General features: G+C 61.9%; 14 protein-coding genes. 9 read left to right on the top strand and 5 right to left on the bottom strand.

Annotated features, from left to right (window positions below; translation table 11 throughout):
* Positions 1-114: 114 nt before the first annotated feature.
* On the bottom strand, positions 115-1515 hold the full coding sequence (locus ACW9I6_RS08020; RefSeq protein ID WP_102604625.1) for a DHA2 family efflux MFS transporter permease subunit: 1401 nt from the start codon (positions 1513-1515) through the stop codon (positions 115-117).
* Between the two features lie 263 nt (positions 1516-1778).
* Between ACW9I6_RS08020 and ACW9I6_RS08015 the strand changes: the two genes are divergently transcribed.
* From ACW9I6_RS08015 to ACW9I6_RS08000, 4 genes are read left to right on the top strand one after another with little or no spacing between them, the layout of a single operon-like run.
* Positions 1779-2624, top strand: a complete 846-nt coding sequence (locus ACW9I6_RS08015) for an ABC transporter substrate-binding protein (protein ID WP_457339142.1) — start codon at positions 1779-1781, stop codon at positions 2622-2624.
* A gap of 16 nt (positions 2625-2640) precedes the next feature.
* Positions 2641-4149: an amino acid ABC transporter permease/ATP-binding protein gene (locus ACW9I6_RS08010; RefSeq protein ID WP_102369136.1), complete on the top strand. Its 1509-nt coding sequence runs from the start codon at positions 2641-2643 to the stop codon at positions 4147-4149.
* Between the two features lie 17 nt (positions 4150-4166).
* Complete coding sequence (locus tag ACW9I6_RS08005) at positions 4167-4832, top strand: GntR family transcriptional regulator (RefSeq protein WP_003210850.1); 666 nt, start codon at positions 4167-4169, stop codon at positions 4830-4832.
* Between the two features lie 14 nt (positions 4833-4846).
* On the top strand, positions 4847-5698 hold the full coding sequence (locus ACW9I6_RS08000; RefSeq protein WP_102604621.1) for an urea carboxylase-associated family protein: 852 nt from the start codon (positions 4847-4849) through the stop codon (positions 5696-5698).
* 30 nt (positions 5699-5728) lie between these two features.
* Here ACW9I6_RS08000 and ACW9I6_RS07995 read toward each other — a convergent pair whose 3' ends face one another.
* The 4 genes from ACW9I6_RS07995 to ACW9I6_RS07980 are packed head-to-tail and all read right to left on the bottom strand — an operon-like array spanning position 5729 to position 10200.
* Positions 5729-6703, bottom strand: a complete 975-nt coding sequence (locus ACW9I6_RS07995; protein WP_457339141.1) for an ABC transporter permease — start codon at positions 6701-6703, stop codon at positions 5729-5731.
* A complete protein-coding gene (locus ACW9I6_RS07990) occupies positions 6700-7692 on the bottom strand; it encodes an ABC transporter permease (RefSeq protein WP_102369138.1) in 993 nt (330 codons plus the stop codon). The genes ACW9I6_RS07995 and ACW9I6_RS07990 overlap by 4 nt, the downstream gene beginning before the upstream one ends.
* Positions 7679-9214, bottom strand: coding sequence for a sugar ABC transporter ATP-binding protein (locus tag ACW9I6_RS07985; RefSeq protein ID WP_457339140.1), 1536 nt, complete (start codon positions 9212-9214; stop codon positions 7679-7681). The genes ACW9I6_RS07990 and ACW9I6_RS07985 overlap by 14 nt, the downstream gene beginning before the upstream one ends.
* Positions 9214-10200 (bottom strand): sugar ABC transporter substrate-binding protein, encoded by a 987-nt coding sequence (locus ACW9I6_RS07980; protein ID WP_457339139.1) that lies wholly within the window; start codon positions 10198-10200, stop codon positions 9214-9216. The genes ACW9I6_RS07985 and ACW9I6_RS07980 overlap by 1 nt, the downstream gene beginning before the upstream one ends.
* Positions 10201-10465: 265 nt before the next feature.
* On the opposite strand from ACW9I6_RS07980, the gene ACW9I6_RS07975 reads away from it, so the two are divergent.
* From ACW9I6_RS07975 to ACW9I6_RS07955, 5 genes are all read left to right on the top strand, one after another.
* Positions 10466-10852, top strand: coding sequence for a cupin domain-containing protein (locus tag ACW9I6_RS07975; protein ID WP_177009926.1), 387 nt, complete (start codon positions 10466-10468; stop codon positions 10850-10852).
* A gap of 68 nt (positions 10853-10920) precedes the next feature.
* Positions 10921-11331, top strand: a complete 411-nt coding sequence (locus ACW9I6_RS07970) for a hypothetical protein (protein WP_457339138.1) — start codon at positions 10921-10923, stop codon at positions 11329-11331.
* A 225-nt stretch (positions 11332-11556) separates the two neighbouring features.
* A complete protein-coding gene (gene mexE, locus ACW9I6_RS07965; protein WP_008433857.1) occupies positions 11557-12798 on the top strand; it encodes a multidrug efflux RND transporter periplasmic adaptor subunit MexE in 1242 nt (413 codons plus the stop codon).
* Between the two features lie 15 nt (positions 12799-12813).
* Positions 12814-15993 carry an efflux RND transporter permease subunit gene (locus ACW9I6_RS07960; protein ID WP_003210869.1) on the top strand — a complete coding sequence of 1060 codons (3180 nt, stop codon included), beginning with the start codon at positions 12814-12816 and terminating at the stop codon, positions 15991-15993.
* Positions 15990-17405, top strand: coding sequence for an efflux transporter outer membrane subunit (locus ACW9I6_RS07955; protein WP_177069490.1), 1416 nt, complete (start codon positions 15990-15992; stop codon positions 17403-17405). The genes ACW9I6_RS07960 and ACW9I6_RS07955 overlap by 4 nt, the downstream gene beginning before the upstream one ends.
* Positions 17406-17588 lie beyond the last annotated feature (183 nt).

The following is a 17588-nucleotide window of genomic DNA, read 5'->3' as shown; positions in this document are numbered from 1 at the left end:
GCGCCTTTTATTGTTATGGGCCCTGCGTATGTACTTCACCGCAGAGTGATGCGGGGGACGCAAGCCGTCCAATATTCAATAGGTGTTGCTTCATACCCCGAAGGTATCGTGGGTTCACTTTCGCTGCAAAACCGACTCACCGGCCTGGGGCGGCAGCCGCAGGTTATCCAGCAGCGCCACGCCGGCGATCACCGCCACTAGGAGAAACGTCAGCTGGAAATCGGCGGTGGCGGCCTGCCCGGTATTGCCGTGAAAATTCATGGCAAAACGTAACAACAGCGCGCCAATCGCCACGCCCATGGCCATGCTCAGCTGGAAGAACATGCTGAACAAGGTTGAGGCGTCGCTCATCTGCGCCTTGGGTATATCAGCGAACCCCAGGGTGTTGAACAAGGTGAACTGCATGGAGCGTGACAGGCCACCCACGAACAGAATGAACAGGATCAGCGCCCAGCTCATGCGCTCGTCCAGCAGCGCACAGGCCGCAATCGCGAGCACGCCAAGGATGCCGTTGATCATCAGCACCGAGCGAAAGCCCCAGCGCTGCATCACCGCCGTGGTGAACGGCTTCATCGCCAGGTTGCCGGCAAATACCGCGAGCACCAGCAACCCCGCATCGAATGCAGAAAGGCCGAACGCCAGTTGAAACATCAGCGGCAGCAGGAACGGCAAGGTGCTGATGGCCACCCGGAAAATCGACCCGCCGCACAGGCACACACTGAACGTGCGCACACTCACCACACCCAGCGCCAGCAATGGTTGGGCATGCCGGCGCATATGGCGCCAGGCAAAGGCACCGAGCATCACGCCTGCAGCGCTGAGTAACAGGCCCTGCAACAAGCTGCCACGGCTTTGCCCGAGCAGTTCCACGCCGTACAACAGCGCCGCGCTGGCGACGCCCACCAGCAGGAAGCCGCTGAAATCGAATGAGCGGGACGTCACCTCGTCGTGTTTGGGGATCAGTACCAGCGTGGCAATCAGCGCCAGCAGGCCCAGCGGCAGGTTGAGGTAGAAAATCCACGGCCAGGACGCGTGGGTAACGATAAACCCGCCCACCGGCGGCCCGAGTATCGGCGCCACCAGGCCGGGCCAGGTAATGAATGAAATCGCCCGCACCAGGTCTTTTTTCTCGGTAGCCCGCAGCACCGCCAGGCGCCCCACCGGCACCATCATCGCGCCGCTGATGCCCTGCAACACGCGCGCGGCGACGAAGGTCTGCAGGCTGTCGCTCCACCCGCACAGCAGTGACGACAGGCTGAACAGCACGATTGCCCAACCGAATACCCGCCGCGAGCCAAAGCGGTCGGCCAGCCAGCCGCTGATGGGAATGAACACCGCGACGGCGAGCATGTAGGCGCTCATGCCGATGTTCACGTCCACCGCGCCCACGCCGAAGGTTTTGGCGATGTCCGGCAACGCGGTCGCGATCACGGTGGCATCGAGGTTCTCCATGAAGAAGGTGACGGCGACCAACAAGGCAATCAGGGTTGAGCGGCGTTGGGAGGTCGACGTCATTGCTGTTCACTCATGGTTTCGAATCGGCACTTTATCAATAAGTGCGTCCTTTATGGTCCGCGAAATGCCTGCCTCACAACGTGGCGCCCGGTAACGAATTGCCCCGAATTGGGGTGCGCGCTTACAAAAAACGGCTGTCTCACGCGTCAAAACCCATCAAAAACCTGAAAAAGTCATTAGTTGGCACGATAACCGCTTAATAGCTGATACAGGATTGTTGAACAATCCAAATCTCCCTGCATCCAGCAACCGAGGCGACGAACATGCAAAAAGGTCTGACGGGCAAGAACACCCTGCGCACATTGGGGCTAGCGATCACCCTGGCGTGCGTGACGCCGCTGCTGTCGGCTGCCGAAATCAAGGGCACCCTGAAACCGGGCGAGCTGTCCATCGGCTCCGACCTCACCTACCCGCCTTACACCTACCTTGAGCAAAAGACCCCGGCCGGTTTCGACCCGGAGTTCATGCAACTGATGGGCAAGCAACTGGGGCTCAAACCACGTTTTCTCGACACCCGTTTCGCCAACCTGATCCTCGGCGTCAACGCCCGGCGTTTCGACGTGGTGGCCTCGGCGCTGTACGTCACCCCCGAGCGCGCCAAACAGGTGGATTTCCTCAGCTACCTGAAGACCGGTTCTTCGCTGATGGTGCTCAGCACCGGCGACTTCAAGCCCCAGCGCCCGGAAGACCTGTGCGGCAAGCGCGTCGGGTCGATCAAGGGCGCGTCGTGGGTGCCAAAGCTGAACAAGGTTTCGGCGGACTACTGCCTCCCTGCGGGCAAGCCGGCGATCGAGTCGCGTGAGTTCCCGACGTCCCCGGAGGCCGCCCAGGCCCTGCTCGCCCAGGCGGTGGACGTGCAGATGGAAGACGCGGCGGTCGCCAAGATCACCGTGGAAAAACTGCAAGGCAAAACCGTGATCAGCTCCAGCGAGTTGATCTACCCGGTGGTGGTCGGCCTGGCCGTGCGCAAGGAAAACCCGGCACTGCTCCAGGCGCTGACCGGCGCCCTGAGCCAGATCAGGCAGGACGGCAGCTACGGCAAGCTGCTGGCGCGCTACAACCTGGCCGAGCCGAACGCCGCCGAGATCAGTGCGGCACTGGGTAACTGAAACGCGGAGCACCTTTATGCAATTCGATTGGCACTACACCCTGGGCTTGTTATGGAACGGCGACTTCTGGCGAGCCGTCGGCACCGTGGTCGAACTGAGCCTGGAAACCTGGCTGCTGGGCATTGTGCTGGGGTTTTTCCTGGCCCTGGCGCGGCAGTCGGAGCGCCGCTGGCTGCGGGACTCCGCTGGCGTCTACATCTGGTTCTTCCGCAGCCTGCCGTTGCTGGTGCTGTTGATCTTCGTCTACAACCTGCCGCAGGTGTTTCCGTCCACCAGCGTGGTGTTGTCCAACCCCTACTCCGCGGGCCTGATCGCCCTGGTGCTGAGTGAGGCGGCCTACATCGCCGAGATCCATCGGGGCGGCCTGCTGGCGGTGGTCAAGGGGCAGCGCGAAGCCGGCAAGGCGCTGGGCGTGGGTTATCGCGGCGTGCAGCGGTTGATTGTGGTGCCGCAGGCGCTGCGGGTTGCGTTGCCGACACTGGCCAACGAATACATCACCATCGTCAAGCTCACCTCGCTGGTGTCGGTGATTTCGCTTTCGGAAATTCTGCTGGTGGGCCAACAACTCTACACCCAGAACTTCCTGGTGATGGAGACCATGCTGGCCGTGGCGTTCTATTACGTGTTCATCGTGACGGTGTTCAGTTGGCTGTTGCGGGTGCTGGAGAATCATCTGGACGTGACCCGGCGCAAACCCAAGGCCATCGCCCCCGCCGTGCTCGACCAAGTGGCGACGCGTCGTGCCCCCGGCCAGGCCGAGCCCGGTGAGTTTGCCTTGCAGGCTCGCGGGGTGCGCAAGGCCTATGGCGAGCTGGAAGTGCTCAAGGGCGTCGAACTGAATGTGCGCTGGGGCGAGGTGGTGTCGATCATCGGCCCGTCAGGCTCTGGCAAGACCACGCTGATTCGTACCATGAACGGCCTCGAAAGCCTCGACCGTGGCGAAATCACCCTGCAAGGCCAGCCGTTCCTGCGTGGCAGCCAGGAGCCGCAAGGCGCGCTGGGGCACAAGGTGCATATGCGCGGCATCGTGCATGTCGGCATGGTGTTCCAGGGGTTCAACCTGTTCCCGCATAAAACCGCCCTTGAGAACGTGATGCTCGCGCCGGTCTACCATGCCCATGGTAGCGGCGAAGAACTGCGCCTGTTGAGCCTGGCCCTGTTGCGCAAGGTCGGCATGCTGGAGCACGCCGGCAAATACCCGCACCAGCTATCCGGCGGGCAACAGCAACGGGTGGCGATTGCCCGCGCCCTGGCGATGCGGCCCTCGGTGATGCTGTTCGATGAACCCACCTCGGCCCTCGACCCGGAACTGGTGGGCGACGTACTGGCGGTAATCGAGGAATTGGCTCGCGAGGGCATGACCATGGTCATCGTGACCCATGAAATGAACTTCGCGTTCAAGCTCTCCGATCGCGTGGTGTTCATGGAGGGCGGCGAGATTATCCAGGACGCCGCACCGCGTGACATGCTCGAGCAACGCAGTGAACGCATGACCAAGTTCCTCAAAGACGTCCAACTGGCGTGAGCCCAAGGAGCCCCGACGTGAGCCAAGCCAAGGAACCCAGCCTGTCGCTGGCCGACCAGGTTGCCATCGAACTGCGCGAAGACATCATCGGCGGCCGCCTGCTGCCCGGCATGCCGCTGGTGGAAAGCGAACTGGTGAATGCCTACAACGCCTCGCGCAACACGGTGCGTGAAGCCTTGCACCACCTGGGCCGCGAAGGCCTGACCAGCTACGTGCGCAACAAAGGCGTGATCGTGCGCCGCCTGGGGGTGGAGGAAGTGCGTGACATCTTCAAGGTGCGACGCACCCTGGAACTTCAAGCCATCGCCGCCAGCAAGCCGCTGCGCGAATACCAGTCCGACCTGATGCTGGAGTCCATCGAGGCCGCGCAACTGGCCCAGGACCGCGAGAACTGGCAAGCCTTCGGCACCCACAGCCTGCGCTTTCATCAACACATTGTCGGGCTGATGCGCAGCCCGTTGCTGGACGAGTTTTTTACCCATATTGCAGCCCAGATGCGCCTGGTGTTTTCCAACGCGCCCAGCGAGGAAACCTTCCAGAAGCCCTGGCTGGAGCGCGACCGGCAGATTCACGACTTGCTGGTTGACGGCCACAAGCAAGCCGCCGGCGAAGCCCTGGCCAGCTACCTCAATGACTCCGAATCGCTGCTGCTGGACATCCTGAGCAGCATTCCAAAACCCTGAAGCGAGGACCCACCATGTACAAGGACTACCCAGCGGCCTACCAAGTCAGCAAAGGCGCTGCCTTGCAGGTCGACAAAGCCTTCTATGACCGCGTGCGCGAGTCCCGGGACGGCCGCACCCTGATCGAGCAATTCGAAGTGCCGATCCGCACCGGCCGCGCCTGGAAAGTACCGGCAGGCCATGTGTTCCGCGTGACCACGCCGGTTGGCCCGCAGGTCGGCGACTTCAACGTGTGGAGCGCCAACGACCCCCGCGAACGCATGTGGGCGGCACGCACCCGCCAGCTGCAAGGCGCGCACGTCACCACCTACGACCGCCTGTGGTCGAACCTGCCGTTTTTGCGGCCGATGGTCACCATCACCGATGACAGCCTGGCCGGCTATGGCATCGACGAACACGGCGGGCGCCTGCATGACTTGCTGGGCACGCGCTGCGACCCTTACGTGAACAAGATGCTCACGGGCGAAGACTTCCACCACCACTGCCACTCCAACCTGACCCGCGCCGTGCTGCCCCATGGCCTGACCGAGTTCGACGTGCACGACGTGCTGAACATTTTCCAGTGCACCGGCCTCAATCACGACGACATGTACTTCATGAAAGCCTGCCCGGCCAAGCAGGGCGACTATCTGGAGTTCTTCGCCGAAATCGACCTGCTGTGTGCCCTCTCCACCTGCCCCGGTGGCGACCTGTCGCTGCCGATGTGGGGCCCGGATGCGGAAGACCCGTTGAAGGTCTGCCGTCCGCTGGGGGTGGAAATCTACCGCCTCGACGACGCGCTGCTGGAGGGCTGGAAACAACCCGAGCGCGCCGCCTATAACGGCAACCATGGCCTGTTGATTGCCAAGGCCGACTGGGAAAAGTAAAGGGCAGACCCACACCTGGGGCGCGGCGCCTCAGGTGTTCTGCGCAATCCTGCGGCTGACAAAACTGAAGGCCAGCACGATAAAAATCAGCACGCCGGTTGCCACCTGCTGCCAGTAGAAGTTCCAGCCGATCAACAGCAAGCCATTGGCGATGACGTTGATGAACAGCACCCCCAGCAACGTGCCCGGAATATTCGCGCGGCCCTGGCGGTTCAATGTGGTGCCGATAAACACCGCACCAATCGCATTCAGCAGGAACGCATTGCCCGACAGCGGCACGTAGGCGCTCACCGTCGAACTGAGCAGGATCCCCGCCACCGCGCACGCCAGCGCCGCCGCCAGCACCGTGGTGGTGACGATGCGCCGCACCGACAACCCCGAGTAATACGCCAGCAGCGGCTGGTTACCCTGGGCCAGCAGTTCGCGCCCCAGGCGTCCACGGGCCAGCAACAGGCCGTAGACCACGGCCAATACCAGCACGATCAACAGCGGCAAGGGCACGCCCAAAGGGCTGAAGCTCGCCAGTTCCGGCTTGAAACCCTGGGCGATATAAATTGGCTGGCCGCCGTCCGAGAGCAGTTGCTGGGCACTGGTGCCGATAAACAAGGTGCCGAGGGTGGCCAGGAACGGGCTGATCCGCAGCCCCGCGATCAAGCCGGCATTGAACAGCCCTACCAGCAGCCCGGCGGCCAACGCACCGGCAATCGCCACACCCAGCCCGTGCCCGGCGTTAAGCAACACCACGAAGCTGAAGCTGGCGAAATCCAGCGCGGTGCCTACCGACAGATCGATGCCACCGGCCGCCACCGCATAGGTCATGCCGATCGCAACAATCGCCAGCAGCACGAAGTTATTCAGCACCAGGCTTTTCAGGTTGCCGCCACTGAGAAACCCCGGGGCCTGCCAGGCAAACACCACCACGATGGCCACGAACACCAGCGGCAACGTCAGGGGCAACAGCGAACGCCAGCCGCCATGGGCTTGCAGGATGGATACCTGACTCATGAATGTTCTCCCCGGTTCAATGCGCTGGAAGCGGCGACCACCAGCAGAATCAGCACGCCCTGGACACCGTTGACCCAGAAGCTCGATACGTTGAGCAACTGAAACCCGTTGATCAAAAAGCCGATCAACAGCGTCGCGAGCAAGGTGCCGGGGATGCTTGCCACCAGTCGCCGGGAAAACACCACGCCAAGAAAGGCTATGGCGACCACCGACAACAGCATGTCACCGGAGCCGGTGGTGCTGCCGCTGAAAAATGCCGCTGAACACAACGCCGCCACCGCGGCACACAGCCCAGACAGCAAATAACTGGAGAGTACGTAAGCCGGCACTCGAATCCCGGCGGCCTCGGCGGCGTGCGGGTACTCGCCGACGGCATGCAGGCGCAGCCCATAGGCGGTGTGCTGGATCAGCAGCGTCAACACAAAGGCCGTCACCAGCAACACCCAGGCGAGTGCCGGCACGCCCAGCCAGGTCCCGCCACTGAGCAGGTCGAGCAACGGTGAGTCAGTCGAGACCACGGTGTTTTCGGTGAGGACCAGCTCCAGCCCGGCCAGTACATTCATGCTTGCCAGCGTTGCGAGCAACGGTGGCAAGCGCAGCACCACCACGGCCAGGCCATTGAGCAGGCCCACCGCCAGGCCGCAACCCAAGGTCAGCAGCAGGCTTGCCCACAGGTCGAGGCCTGCGTTGTTGAGTCGACTGAACACGGCCGCGCACAAGCCCAAATTGGCCGCCAGCGACAGATCAAGCCCGCCCGCCACCACGTTGGAGCCGCCGCCGATAATCACGCAGGTCAGGCCGAAGGCAAGTACGCCGAGGATCGCCGACTGGCTGAACACATTCGCGATATTGCCGACTGAAAAGAAGTTCGGCGCGGCGACGGCAAAGCCCAGCAAAATCGCGAGGAATACGCCCACCGAGCCGCGCCGCAACAGCAGTACCCATAACCGTTGGGACAAGCCAGGGGTAGCAGCTTCAAGCAGGGACATGCGCCACCTCCTGTTTCACCTGCACAGCCACTGTGGACTGCACCGCACCCGTGGCACACGCCAACAGTTGATCACTGTCCGCCTCACCGGCATGGAACTCCCCGGCTATTTCACCGCGATGCAGCACCAGGATGCGGTCGCAGATCCCCAGCAGTTCGGGCAAATCCGAAGACAGCACCAGCACCGCTGCGCCCTCTTCCACCAGCCGCCCGATCACGCGATAAATCTCGACCTTGGCGCCGACGTCCACACCTACGCACGGTTCGTCCAACAGGTACACCGCCGAGCGCCGGCTCAGCCATTTGCCCAGGGCGACTTTCTGCTGGTTGCCGCCGCTGAGCTGGCTGACGGCAGCCTGCGGGCCCGGCGTCTTGATCGCCAACTCGTCGATCAGCCGCAGGCTTTCGGCCTGCTCCTTACGCTGGCTCAGTAACCCCCAGCGACTGAAACGCCCAAGCCCGGCGAGCGTGAGGTTTTCCAGCACCGACAGCAGCGGTGAAATCCCCTGGCTGCGGCGTTCTTCCGGCACCAGTGCAATCCCTTGGGCAATGGCTTCTCCGGGTGAACGCAGGCGCAACAAACGCCCCTCCAGATGAATGCTGCCGCTGTCGGCGCGCACCACACCGAACAGGGTCTTGAGCAGGTCCTTGGCGCCCGACCCGACCAGCCCGGTGAGGCCGACGATCTCGCCCCGACGCAATTCCAGGTCGATCTGCCGGTAGCGCCGGGCCAGGCTCAGCCCGCGCACCTGCAGCAATGGTTCGCCGAGCTCGACCTGCGCCTTGGGGTACATCTCCTGGACCTCGCGGTTGACCATCAACCGCGCAATCTGCGCGCTGGAGGTGTGCCGTGGCTCAACCACGGCCACATCTCGACCATTGCGCAACACCGTCACTTCATCGCACAGGCTGTCGATTTCCTGCAGGTAATGGGAGATGTAGAGGATCGACAAACCCTGGTCCCGCAGGCGCTTGACGATCCGCAGCAGCTGGTCGACTTCGCGCTTGACCAGCGCCACGCTGGGCTCGTCGAACACCAGGATCTTCGGCTGGCGAATCAACGCCCGGGTGATTTGCAGCACCTGGCGCTCGGCGCTGTTCAGCTCGCCTACCAACGCGTCGGCGGGCAGTTGCAGCTCAAAATATTCCGCCAGCAAACGTTCGGCCTCGCGCTGCTGCCGGCGCCGGTCGACAAACGGACCACGGCGTAATTCATGGCCGAAAAACAACGCCTCGCCCACGGTAAAACTCGCCGGCAACAGCCGCTCCTGATGGATGAACTGCACGCCCAGCGCGTCCACCTGGCGCGGCGACAGTGCGGCATACGGCTGGCCGTCAATGCTCACCTGCCCCGAGTCCGCTTTGTGGATCCCCGCCAGGACCTTGATCAAGGTCGACTTGCCGGCACCGTTCTCGCCAACCAGGCCGTGAATGGTGCCGCGCTCGACCTTCAGGCTCGCATCATCCAGCGCCAGGGTGGCGCCGAAGCGTTTGCGCAGGTGCTGCAAGTGCAACGCGGCCATCAATCACCCCGCAGTTGCTGGACCTGCGCCAGGTTGGCGGCGGTGGTCAGCAGCGTCGGCACATGGGTTTCCTTGGGCAGGTCACGCTGCCCGGCCAGGTAGCGGGCCACGTTCTGCACAGCAGTCTTGCCGATCAGCGCCGGTTGCTGGGCGACTACCGCGCCCACCGGCGAATTGGCCTGGCCGAGCAGCTCCAGCACCTCCGGCGTACCGTCCACGCCGTAGGTCTTGATCTCGGTGCGCTTGGCGTCGATCAACGCCTTGCTTGCCCCCAGTTGCGGAATGTCCCACGCCGCCCAGATCGCCGAGACACTGCCGGCCGGGTACTTGTTGAGCAATGCGGACACCTGGGAATAGGCATCCTGCACGGTGTTGGGGATCACATCCCGCAGCTGCGGCTCGATGATTTCCAGTTGCGGGTGATCCTTGAGCGCCAGCTTCAACTGGTCGTAGCGAATCGCGCACACCGGCACGCCGTAGAAGCCGTTGAACACCAGGATCTTGCCCTTGCCGCCGGCATCCTTGATCAACTGATCGGCCAGGGCCTTGCCGGTGGCGACGTTATCCGAGGTGGTGTTGTTGAGGCTGTACTGCGACGGCGCGTCGATGGTGAACAGCGGGATGCCGGCCTTGCTGATGCGCTTGAGCCACGGGTCGATCACGCTCAGGGTGCCGAGGGTCTGGATCACCGCATCGGGTTTCTGGGTGACCACGGTTTGCAGTTGGGTCACCAGGTTCTTGTCATTGCGCCCTGCATCCAGGGTGATCGGCGTGCCGCCGAGGCGCTTGATCTCATCGACCTGGGCCTGGAAGGCCTTGATATCGAAGTAGTGACTGGTGCCGGTCATGCTCACGGCAATGCGCTTGCCGGCCAGGGACGGCACCGCGTCATCGCCCCCGGCGGCCTGGGACACGGCGGCGTGGCCCAGCAACAACGCTGCGCCGAGCAAGATGTAACGTGAACGCGAGAAAAAGGTGCAAGGCATACAGGGCTCCGCTGAGCAACGGGTGAAAGGGTTCACCTGTGTGCATTGCAGAGCCCATGCCATAAATTATTTTCAATAAAATCAACGTGATAAAAACAATGGGCAAGGCCTTGCTGTCTCGAGCAAACCACAACTGTCCGACTGCTGTTGCCCAGCCAACAGTTGCACACACCCAGGACCGTCGCGCGCTGCACGATCATTCAATATCCGGCCGGCCGTTAGGCCTAACTTAAGGCTCCAATGTCCTGAAACCCTGGAACCTACAATGCCCGCCTCCCACGCTTCGACGAATTACGCCTCGATCAACTTCGCCCAGAAATACGCCCTGTTCAGCGAGCAATGGGCGCCCAAGGTCGTCGCGCAGATGAACGACTACCAGTTCAAGGTGGTGAAGATCGAAGGTGACTTCATCTGGCACGACCATGCCGACACCGATGAAACCTTTATCGTCCTCGAAGGCACCCTGCGCATCGACTTCCGCGACGGCGCGGTGACCATCGGCCAAGGGGAAATGTACGTGGTGCCCAAGGGCGTCGAGCACAAGCCGCACGCATTGGGTGAGGTGAAGTTGCTGTTGATCGAACCCTGCGGCGTGCTGAACACCGGCAGCGAGGGTGGCGAGCGCACGGCAATCAACGACGTGTGGATTTAGCACCTTCCGGCGTTGCCTGTTTGGGCTAGTCTTTACCTCACAGTTACTCCAGACCAGGAGCACGCGTGATGAACAGGCAGCTCAAGAAAACCTCAGCCCTCGTGATTGCCCTGATGGCGTTGATGGGCAACGTCTACGCTGGCACTGGCGCCTGCCCGCCCACCGATGCCCTTAAAGATACGTACAAAAAGACGCCGACCGGCGAAGTGGTCGCCTACACCGCGTCCGGCACGGACGGTCGGCAATGGACCGGGCAAAACCCGATGACAGAGCAGAAGGACCTGCACCAGGTCCACTTTGAAAAGGCGGTGATCCAAAGCAGCCAGGGCCAGTCGTCTGTGGCATGCCACTACCTGGATCAGAACCATGAACCGGTAAGCATGACCCTGAAAAACCAGGTCAATGCCAGGCCTCTGGGCAGCGCATGGTCAGGCAACGAATGCACGGCAACCAACCCGGCGCTCTGTACATTTGAATAGCAGACACGCCCGACAATTTATGCGGCGCGCTGTTCCTTGCATCTTGCGCAACAGTCCTTTGTCATCAACAGCATTGATAGCTCCCTAACGAAAGCCCCATGCTAGAGGGCTCGCTTTACGCTTATATCATTCCGAATGATAGTTACCTTTGTTTCATTCGATTCGTGAGATAGCACCCTGCCGAGCATGATCCGCCCATCTTAAATACATTGGCGGATGCACCTCATGGAACAGTCACTCAAACATTTGCGCTATCCCTTGGCCATTTTGGCCGTGATGGTGATGAGCGCCTGCGGCAAAGCGCCCGAACAGGCAGCCGCCATGCCACCAAGCCACGTCAGCGTGGCCAAGGTGCTGGAACAACCGGTCAATGAGTGGGACGAATTCACCGGCCGGCTCGAAGCGCCGGAAACCGTGCAGATCCGTCCGCGCGTGTCGGGCCAGATCGATCAGGTCGCCTTCACCGAAGGTGCCTTGGTCAAGAAAGGCGACCTGTTGTTCCAGATCGACCCACGCCCATTCCAGGCCGAAGTGCGCCGCCTCGAAGCACAACTCGCACAAACCAAGGCCGCCGCCACCCGCAGCGATAACGAAGCCCAGCGCGGCGAACGCCTGCGCCAGAGCAATGCGATCTCCGCCGAGCTGGCCGACTCGCGCACCACCGCCGCCCAGGAAGCCCATGCGACTGTCGCCGGCATCCAGGCGCAGTTGGACCTGGCCAAGCTGAACCTGAGCTTCACCCGTGTCAGCTCGCCCATCAGCGGCCGCGTCAGCCGTGCCGAGATCACCGCCGGCAACCTGGTGACCGCCGATGTCACCGCACTGACCAGCGTGGTGTCCACCGACAAGGTCTACGCCTACTTCGACGCCGATGAACGTGTGTACCTCAAGTACACCGAACTCGCGCGCCAGGGTCGCCGTGGCGCGACCACCCCGGTGTACCTGGGCCTGTCCAATGAAGACGGCAACCCGCACCTGGGCCAGATGAACTTCGTCGACAACCAGGTCAACCCGGCCACCGGCACCATTCGTGGTCGCGCCGTGTTTGATAACAGCAAGGGCGAATACACCCCAGGCCTGTATGCCCGCCTGAAACTGGTAGGCAGTGGCACCTACTCCGCCGTGCTGATCAGCGACGAAGCCGTGGGCACCGACCTGGGCAAGAAATTCGTGCTGGTGATGGACGGCGACAAGCCTGCCTACCGCGCGGTGGAGCTGGGTCCGAAGATCGAAGGTTTGCGCATCGTGCGCAGCGGCCTGACCAAGGACGACACGATCATCGTCAAGGGTTTGCAGCGCGTTCGCCCGGGGTCGCCGGTTGCACCGGAAACCATCCCGATGGCCAGCAAGGAAACCCTCGCCGCCTTGGCACAACAACGACAAGCGCTTGAAGCCAGCAACCTGGAGCAAGTGGCGCCGGATAAAGCCGCGCCCAAGCTCGCAAGTACAGCGACTCCACGCGGTTAAGGGATACGACTCAAGATGAATTTTTCCAAGTTCTTCATTTCGCGGCCGATCTTCGCAGCGGTGCTGTCGCTGTTGATCCTGATCGCCGGCGCGATTTCACTGTTCCAGCTACCGATCAGTGAATACCCGGAAGTGGTGCCGCCGACCGTCGTGGTCCGTGCCAACTTCCCGGGCGCCAACCCCAAGGTCATCGGTGAAACCGTGGCCGCGCCTCTGGAGCAAGCCATCACCGGCGTCGAGAACATGCTGTACATGTCCTCGCAGTCAACCGCCGACGGCAAGCTGACCCTGACCATCACATTCGCCCTGGGCACCGACCTGGATAACGCGCAGGTACAGGTGCAGAACCGGGTAACCCGGACTCAGCCCAAACTGCCCGAGGAAGTGACGCGCATCGGTATTACCGTGGACAAGGCCTCTCCCGACCTGACCATGGTGGTGCACATCACCTCCCCCGACCAGCGCTACAACATGCTCTACCTGTCCAACTACGCGATCCTCAATATCAAGGATGAGCTGGCACGGCTGGGCGGCGTGGGTGATGTGCAGCTGTTCGGCATGGGCGATTACTCCCTGCGTGTGTGGCTGGACCCGAACAAGACCGCCTCGCGCAACCTGACCGCCACCGATGTGGTCACGGCCATTCGCGAACAGAACCGCCAGGTGGCGGCCGGTGCCTTAGGCGCGCAACCTGCGCCGAATGACACCAGCTTCCAGCTGTCGGTCAACACCCAGGGCCGACTGGTCACTGAGGAAGAGTTCGAGAATATCGTCATCCGTGCCGGCGCCAACGGCGAAATCACGCGTTTGAAGGACATTGCACGGGTTGAGCTGGGCTCCAGCCAGTACGCCCTGCGCTCGTTGATCGACAACCAGCCGGCCGTGGCGATCCCGATCTTCCAGCGCCCGGGCTCCAACGCAATCGACATCTCCAATGAAGTGCGCGCCAAGATGGCGGAGCTGAAACAGAGCTTCCCGGAGGGCATGGATTACCGCATCGCCTATGACCCTACCGTCTTCGTACGTGGCTCCATCGAGGCCGTGGTTCACACCCTGTTCGAAGCACTGATCCTGGTGGTGCTGGTGGTGATCCTGTTCCTGCAGACCTGGCGTGCGTCGATCATTCCATTGGTGGCGGTGCCGGTATCGTTGATCGGTACCTTTGCGGTGATGCACCTGTTTGGCTTCTCGCTCAACGCGCTGTCGCTGTTCGGGCTGGTGTTGGCGATCGGTATCGTGGTGGACGACGCCATCGTGGTGGTGGAGAACGTCGAACGGAACATCGAATTGGGCCTGGAACCGTTCCCGGCCACTGAAAAGGCCATGAGCGAAGTAACCGGCCCGATCATCGCGACCGCGCTGGTACTGTGTGCGGTGTTCATTCCAGCGGCATTTATCAGCGGCTTGACCGGCCAGTTCTACAAGCAGTTCGCCTTGACCATTGCGATCTCGACCGTGATCTCGGCGTTCAACTCGCTGACCCTGTCGCCCGCACTGGCAGCGGTATTGCTCAAAGGCCACAACGCGCCGAAAGACGGGTTCTCCAGGTTCCTCGACAGGATGCTGGGCGGCTGGTTGTTCAAACCGTTCAACCGCTTCTTCGACAAGGCCAGCCATGGTTACGTCGGCACGGTACGCCGGGTGATCCGCGGCAGTGGTATCGCGCTGTTCCTGTACGCCGGCCTGATGGTCCTGACCTGGATGGGCTTTGCCCACACGCCGACCGGTTTCGTACCGGCCCAGGACAAGCAATACCTGGTGGCCTTCGCGCAATTGCCGGACGCCGCCAGCCTGGACCGTACCGAAGACGTGATCAAGCGCATGTCCGACATCGCCATGAAACAGCCCGGCGTGGAAAGCGCGATCGCCTTCCCCGGCTTGTCGATCAACGGTTTTACCAACAGCCCGAACAACGGCATCGTGTTCGTGACCTTGAAGCCGTTCGATGAGCGTAAAGACCCGAGCCTGTCTGCCGGTGCGATTGCCGGTGCACTGAATGGCAAGTACAGCAGCATCCAGGAAGCCTACATGGCGATCTTCCCACCGCCGCCGGTACAGGGCCTGGGTACGATCGGCGGGTTCCGCCTGCAGGTCGAAGACCGTGGCAACCTGGGTTACGACGAGCTGTACAAAGAAGTGCAGAACATCATTACCAAGAGCCGTGGCGTGCCTGAGTTGTTCGGCCTGTTCACCAGCTACACGGTCAACGTGCCCCAGGTCGATGCTGCCATCGACCGCGAAAAGGCCAAGACCCATGGCGTGGCGATCAGCGACATCTTCGACACCCTGCAGATCTACCTGGGCTCGTTGTATGCCAACGACTTCAACCGCTTCGGGCGCACCTATCAGGTCAACGTGCAGGCTGAGCAACAGTTCCGCCAGGATGAAGACCAGATCGGCCAGCTGAAAGTGCGCAACAACAAAGGCGAGATGATTCCCCTGGCGACCTTCATCAAGGTCAGCGACACCTCGGGCCCGGACCGCGTGATGCACTACAACGGCTTCATCACCGCCGAGATCAACGGCAACGCCGCACCGGGCTACAGCTCCGGCCAGGCCCAGGCGGCGATCGAGAAACTGTTGAAAGACGAACTGCCCAACGGCATGACCTACGAGTGGACCGACCTGACCTATCAGCAAATCCTCTCGGGCAACACTGCGCTGTTCGTGTTCCCGCTCTGCGTACTGCTGGCGTTCCTGGTACTGGCCGCCCAATACGAAAGCTGGAGCCTGCCACTGGCGGTGATCCTGATCGTACCGATGACCCTGCTGTCGGCCATCACCGGGGTGATTATCTCTGGTGGCGACAACAACATCTTTACCCAGATCGGCCTGATCGTCCTGGTGGGCCTGGCCTGTAAGAACGCGATTCTGATCGTCGAGTTCGCCAAGGATAAACAGCAGGAAGGCCTCGATCCGCTCGCTGCGGTACTGGAAGCCTGCCGTCTGCGTCTGCGGCCGATCCTGATGACCTCGTTCGCCTTCATCATGGGTGTAGTGCCTCTGGTGATGTCCAGCGGTGCCGGTGCCGAGATGCGCCATGCCATGGGTGTGGCGGTGTTCTCCGGGATGATCGGCGTGACCTTCTTCGGTCTGCTGCTGACGCCAGTGTTCTATGTACTGATCCGCCGGTTTGTTGAACGCGGTGAAGCGCGCAAAGCGGCCAAGGCCTTGAAGCTGGAGACACAGCAATGAGCGTGAAAGTATTTTTGCCGAGCTTGCTGGTACTGGCGCTGAGCGCCTGTGCCGTGGGCCCGGACTATAAAACCCAGCCACTGGAGGCGGCCAACGTAACGGCCGCCGCCGACGCCAAGCAGTACGACCACGCGAAGTTCGAAGGCATCTGGTGGCAACAGTTCGAGGACCCGACCCTTAACCAGTTGGTGACTCAGTCCCTGAACGGTAACCGTGACCTGCGGGTGGCATTTGCCCGCCTGCGGGCAGCCCGGGCGATTCGTGACGACGCTGCCAATGACGTGATGCCGGTGATCACCAGCCGTGTCAGCAGCGATGTGGGCAAAGGCCAGATCCCCGGCCAGACCACCCAACGTGTCAACAGCGAGCGTTATGACCTGGGCCTGGACATGGCCTGGGAAGTGGACTTGTTCGGCCGCATCCGCCGCAACCTGGAGGCCAGCGACGCTGACCAACAGGTTGCCGAGGCAGACCTGTATCAACTGCAAGTGACGATGATTGCCGAGTTGGTGGACGCTTACGGTCAACTGCGGGGCGCGCAACTGCGCGAGAAAATCGCGGTGGCGAATCTGAAGAACCAGGAGGATTCGCGCGGCATCACCGTCAGCCTGCGGGACGCCGGTGTGGGCGATCAGCTCGATGTGGTGCGGGCCGATGCGCGTCTGGCGGCTGTAGAAGCCAGTGTGCCGCAGTTGCAGGCCGAGGAAGTTCGCGAGCGTAATCGTATCGCTACCCTGCTCGGTGAGCGGCCGGACAAGTTGAGCGTGGATTTGAGCCCGAAAGATTTGCCGGCGATTGCCAAGGCGTTGCCGATTGGTGATCCGGGGCAACTGCTGCAACGTCGTCCGGACATTCTCAGTGCCGAGCGTAAGTTGGCAGCCGCCACGGCGCGGATTGGGGTGGCCAAGGCTGATCTGTTTCCGCGGGTGAGCCTCAGTGGGTTCCTCGGGTTTACCGCTGGGCGGGGTTCGCAGATTGGGTCGGCGGCGGCGAATGCCTGGTCGCTGGGTCCGAGCATTACCTGGGCGGCGTTTGACCTGGGCAGTGTGCGGGCAAGGTTGCGTGGTGCGGATGCCGAAGCGGATGGCGCCCTGGCGACTTATGAGCAGCAGGTGTTGCTGGCGCTGGAAGAATCGGAGAATGCCTTCAGTGATTACGGCAAACGCCAGCAGCGGTTGGTCTCGCTGATTCGTCAGAGTGAGTCGAGCCGGGCTGCTGCGGATCTGGCGGAGATTCGTTACCGCGAAGGGACGGTGGACTTCCTGGTGTTGCTGGACGCGCAGCGTGAGCGTTTGGCCGCCGAGGACTCCCAGGCTCAGGCCGAAGTGGATCTGTATCGTGGGATCGTCGCGATCTACAAGGCGTTGGGCGGTGGGTGGCAGCCGAGTACCACGATTGCCAGTGCCAAGTGATTTGACTTAAAGAGCTCCTTTGGTTGGTCGCATCCAGCCAATTTTTAGTCCCGTGCCGTCATTCGGTCGCGGGGCTTTTTTTTTGCTCGCTTGTGGTGTGTGCATATCCGTTATTTGGGTGATGGCTTATATCGGTTCCGCTCTTACAGCGGCTCACTTTTGAAAAGCGCAAAAGTAAGCAAA

This window comes from Pseudomonas sp. SDO5522_S412, from assembly GCF_054071215.1.
Note: the sequence above shows the minus strand (reverse complement) of the source record. Positions and strands in the feature narration are given on the sequence as shown.

Excerpts from the sequence above, each read along its gene's own strand:
- ACW9I6_RS07990 (WP_102369138.1), bottom strand. The coding sequence starts at position 7,692 with ATGTCCCTGCTTGAAGCTGCTACCCCTGGCTTGTCCCAACGGTTATGG.
- ACW9I6_RS08000 (WP_102604621.1), top strand. The coding sequence starts at position 4,847 with ATGTACAAGGACTACCCAGCGGCCTACCAAGTCAGCAAAGGCGCTGCC.
- ACW9I6_RS08010 (WP_102369136.1), top strand. The coding sequence starts at position 2,641 with ATGCAATTCGATTGGCACTACACCCTGGGCTTGTTATGGAACGGCGAC.
- ACW9I6_RS08015 (WP_457339142.1), top strand. The coding sequence starts at position 1,779 with ATGCAAAAAGGTCTGACGGGCAAGAACACCCTGCGCACATTGGGGCTA.
- ACW9I6_RS07980 (WP_457339139.1), bottom strand. The coding sequence starts at position 10,200 with ATGCCTTGCACCTTTTTCTCGCGTTCACGTTACATCTTGCTCGGCGCA.
- ACW9I6_RS07995 (WP_457339141.1), bottom strand. The coding sequence starts at position 6,703 with ATGAGTCAGGTATCCATCCTGCAAGCCCATGGCGGCTGGCGTTCGCTG.
- ACW9I6_RS08020 (WP_102604625.1), bottom strand. The coding sequence starts at position 1,515 with ATGACGTCGACCTCCCAACGCCGCTCAACCCTGATTGCCTTGTTGGTC.
- ACW9I6_RS07970 (WP_457339138.1), top strand. The coding sequence starts at position 10,921 with ATGAACAGGCAGCTCAAGAAAACCTCAGCCCTCGTGATTGCCCTGATG.
- ACW9I6_RS07960 (WP_003210869.1), top strand. The coding sequence starts at position 12,814 with ATGAATTTTTCCAAGTTCTTCATTTCGCGGCCGATCTTCGCAGCGGTG.
- ACW9I6_RS07985 (WP_457339140.1), bottom strand. The coding sequence starts at position 9,214 with ATGGCCGCGTTGCACTTGCAGCACCTGCGCAAACGCTTCGGCGCCACC.
- ACW9I6_RS07975 (WP_177009926.1), top strand. The coding sequence starts at position 10,466 with ATGCCCGCCTCCCACGCTTCGACGAATTACGCCTCGATCAACTTCGCC.
- ACW9I6_RS07955 (WP_177069490.1), top strand. The coding sequence starts at position 15,990 with ATGAGCGTGAAAGTATTTTTGCCGAGCTTGCTGGTACTGGCGCTGAGC.
- mexE (WP_008433857.1), top strand. The coding sequence starts at position 11,557 with ATGGAACAGTCACTCAAACATTTGCGCTATCCCTTGGCCATTTTGGCC.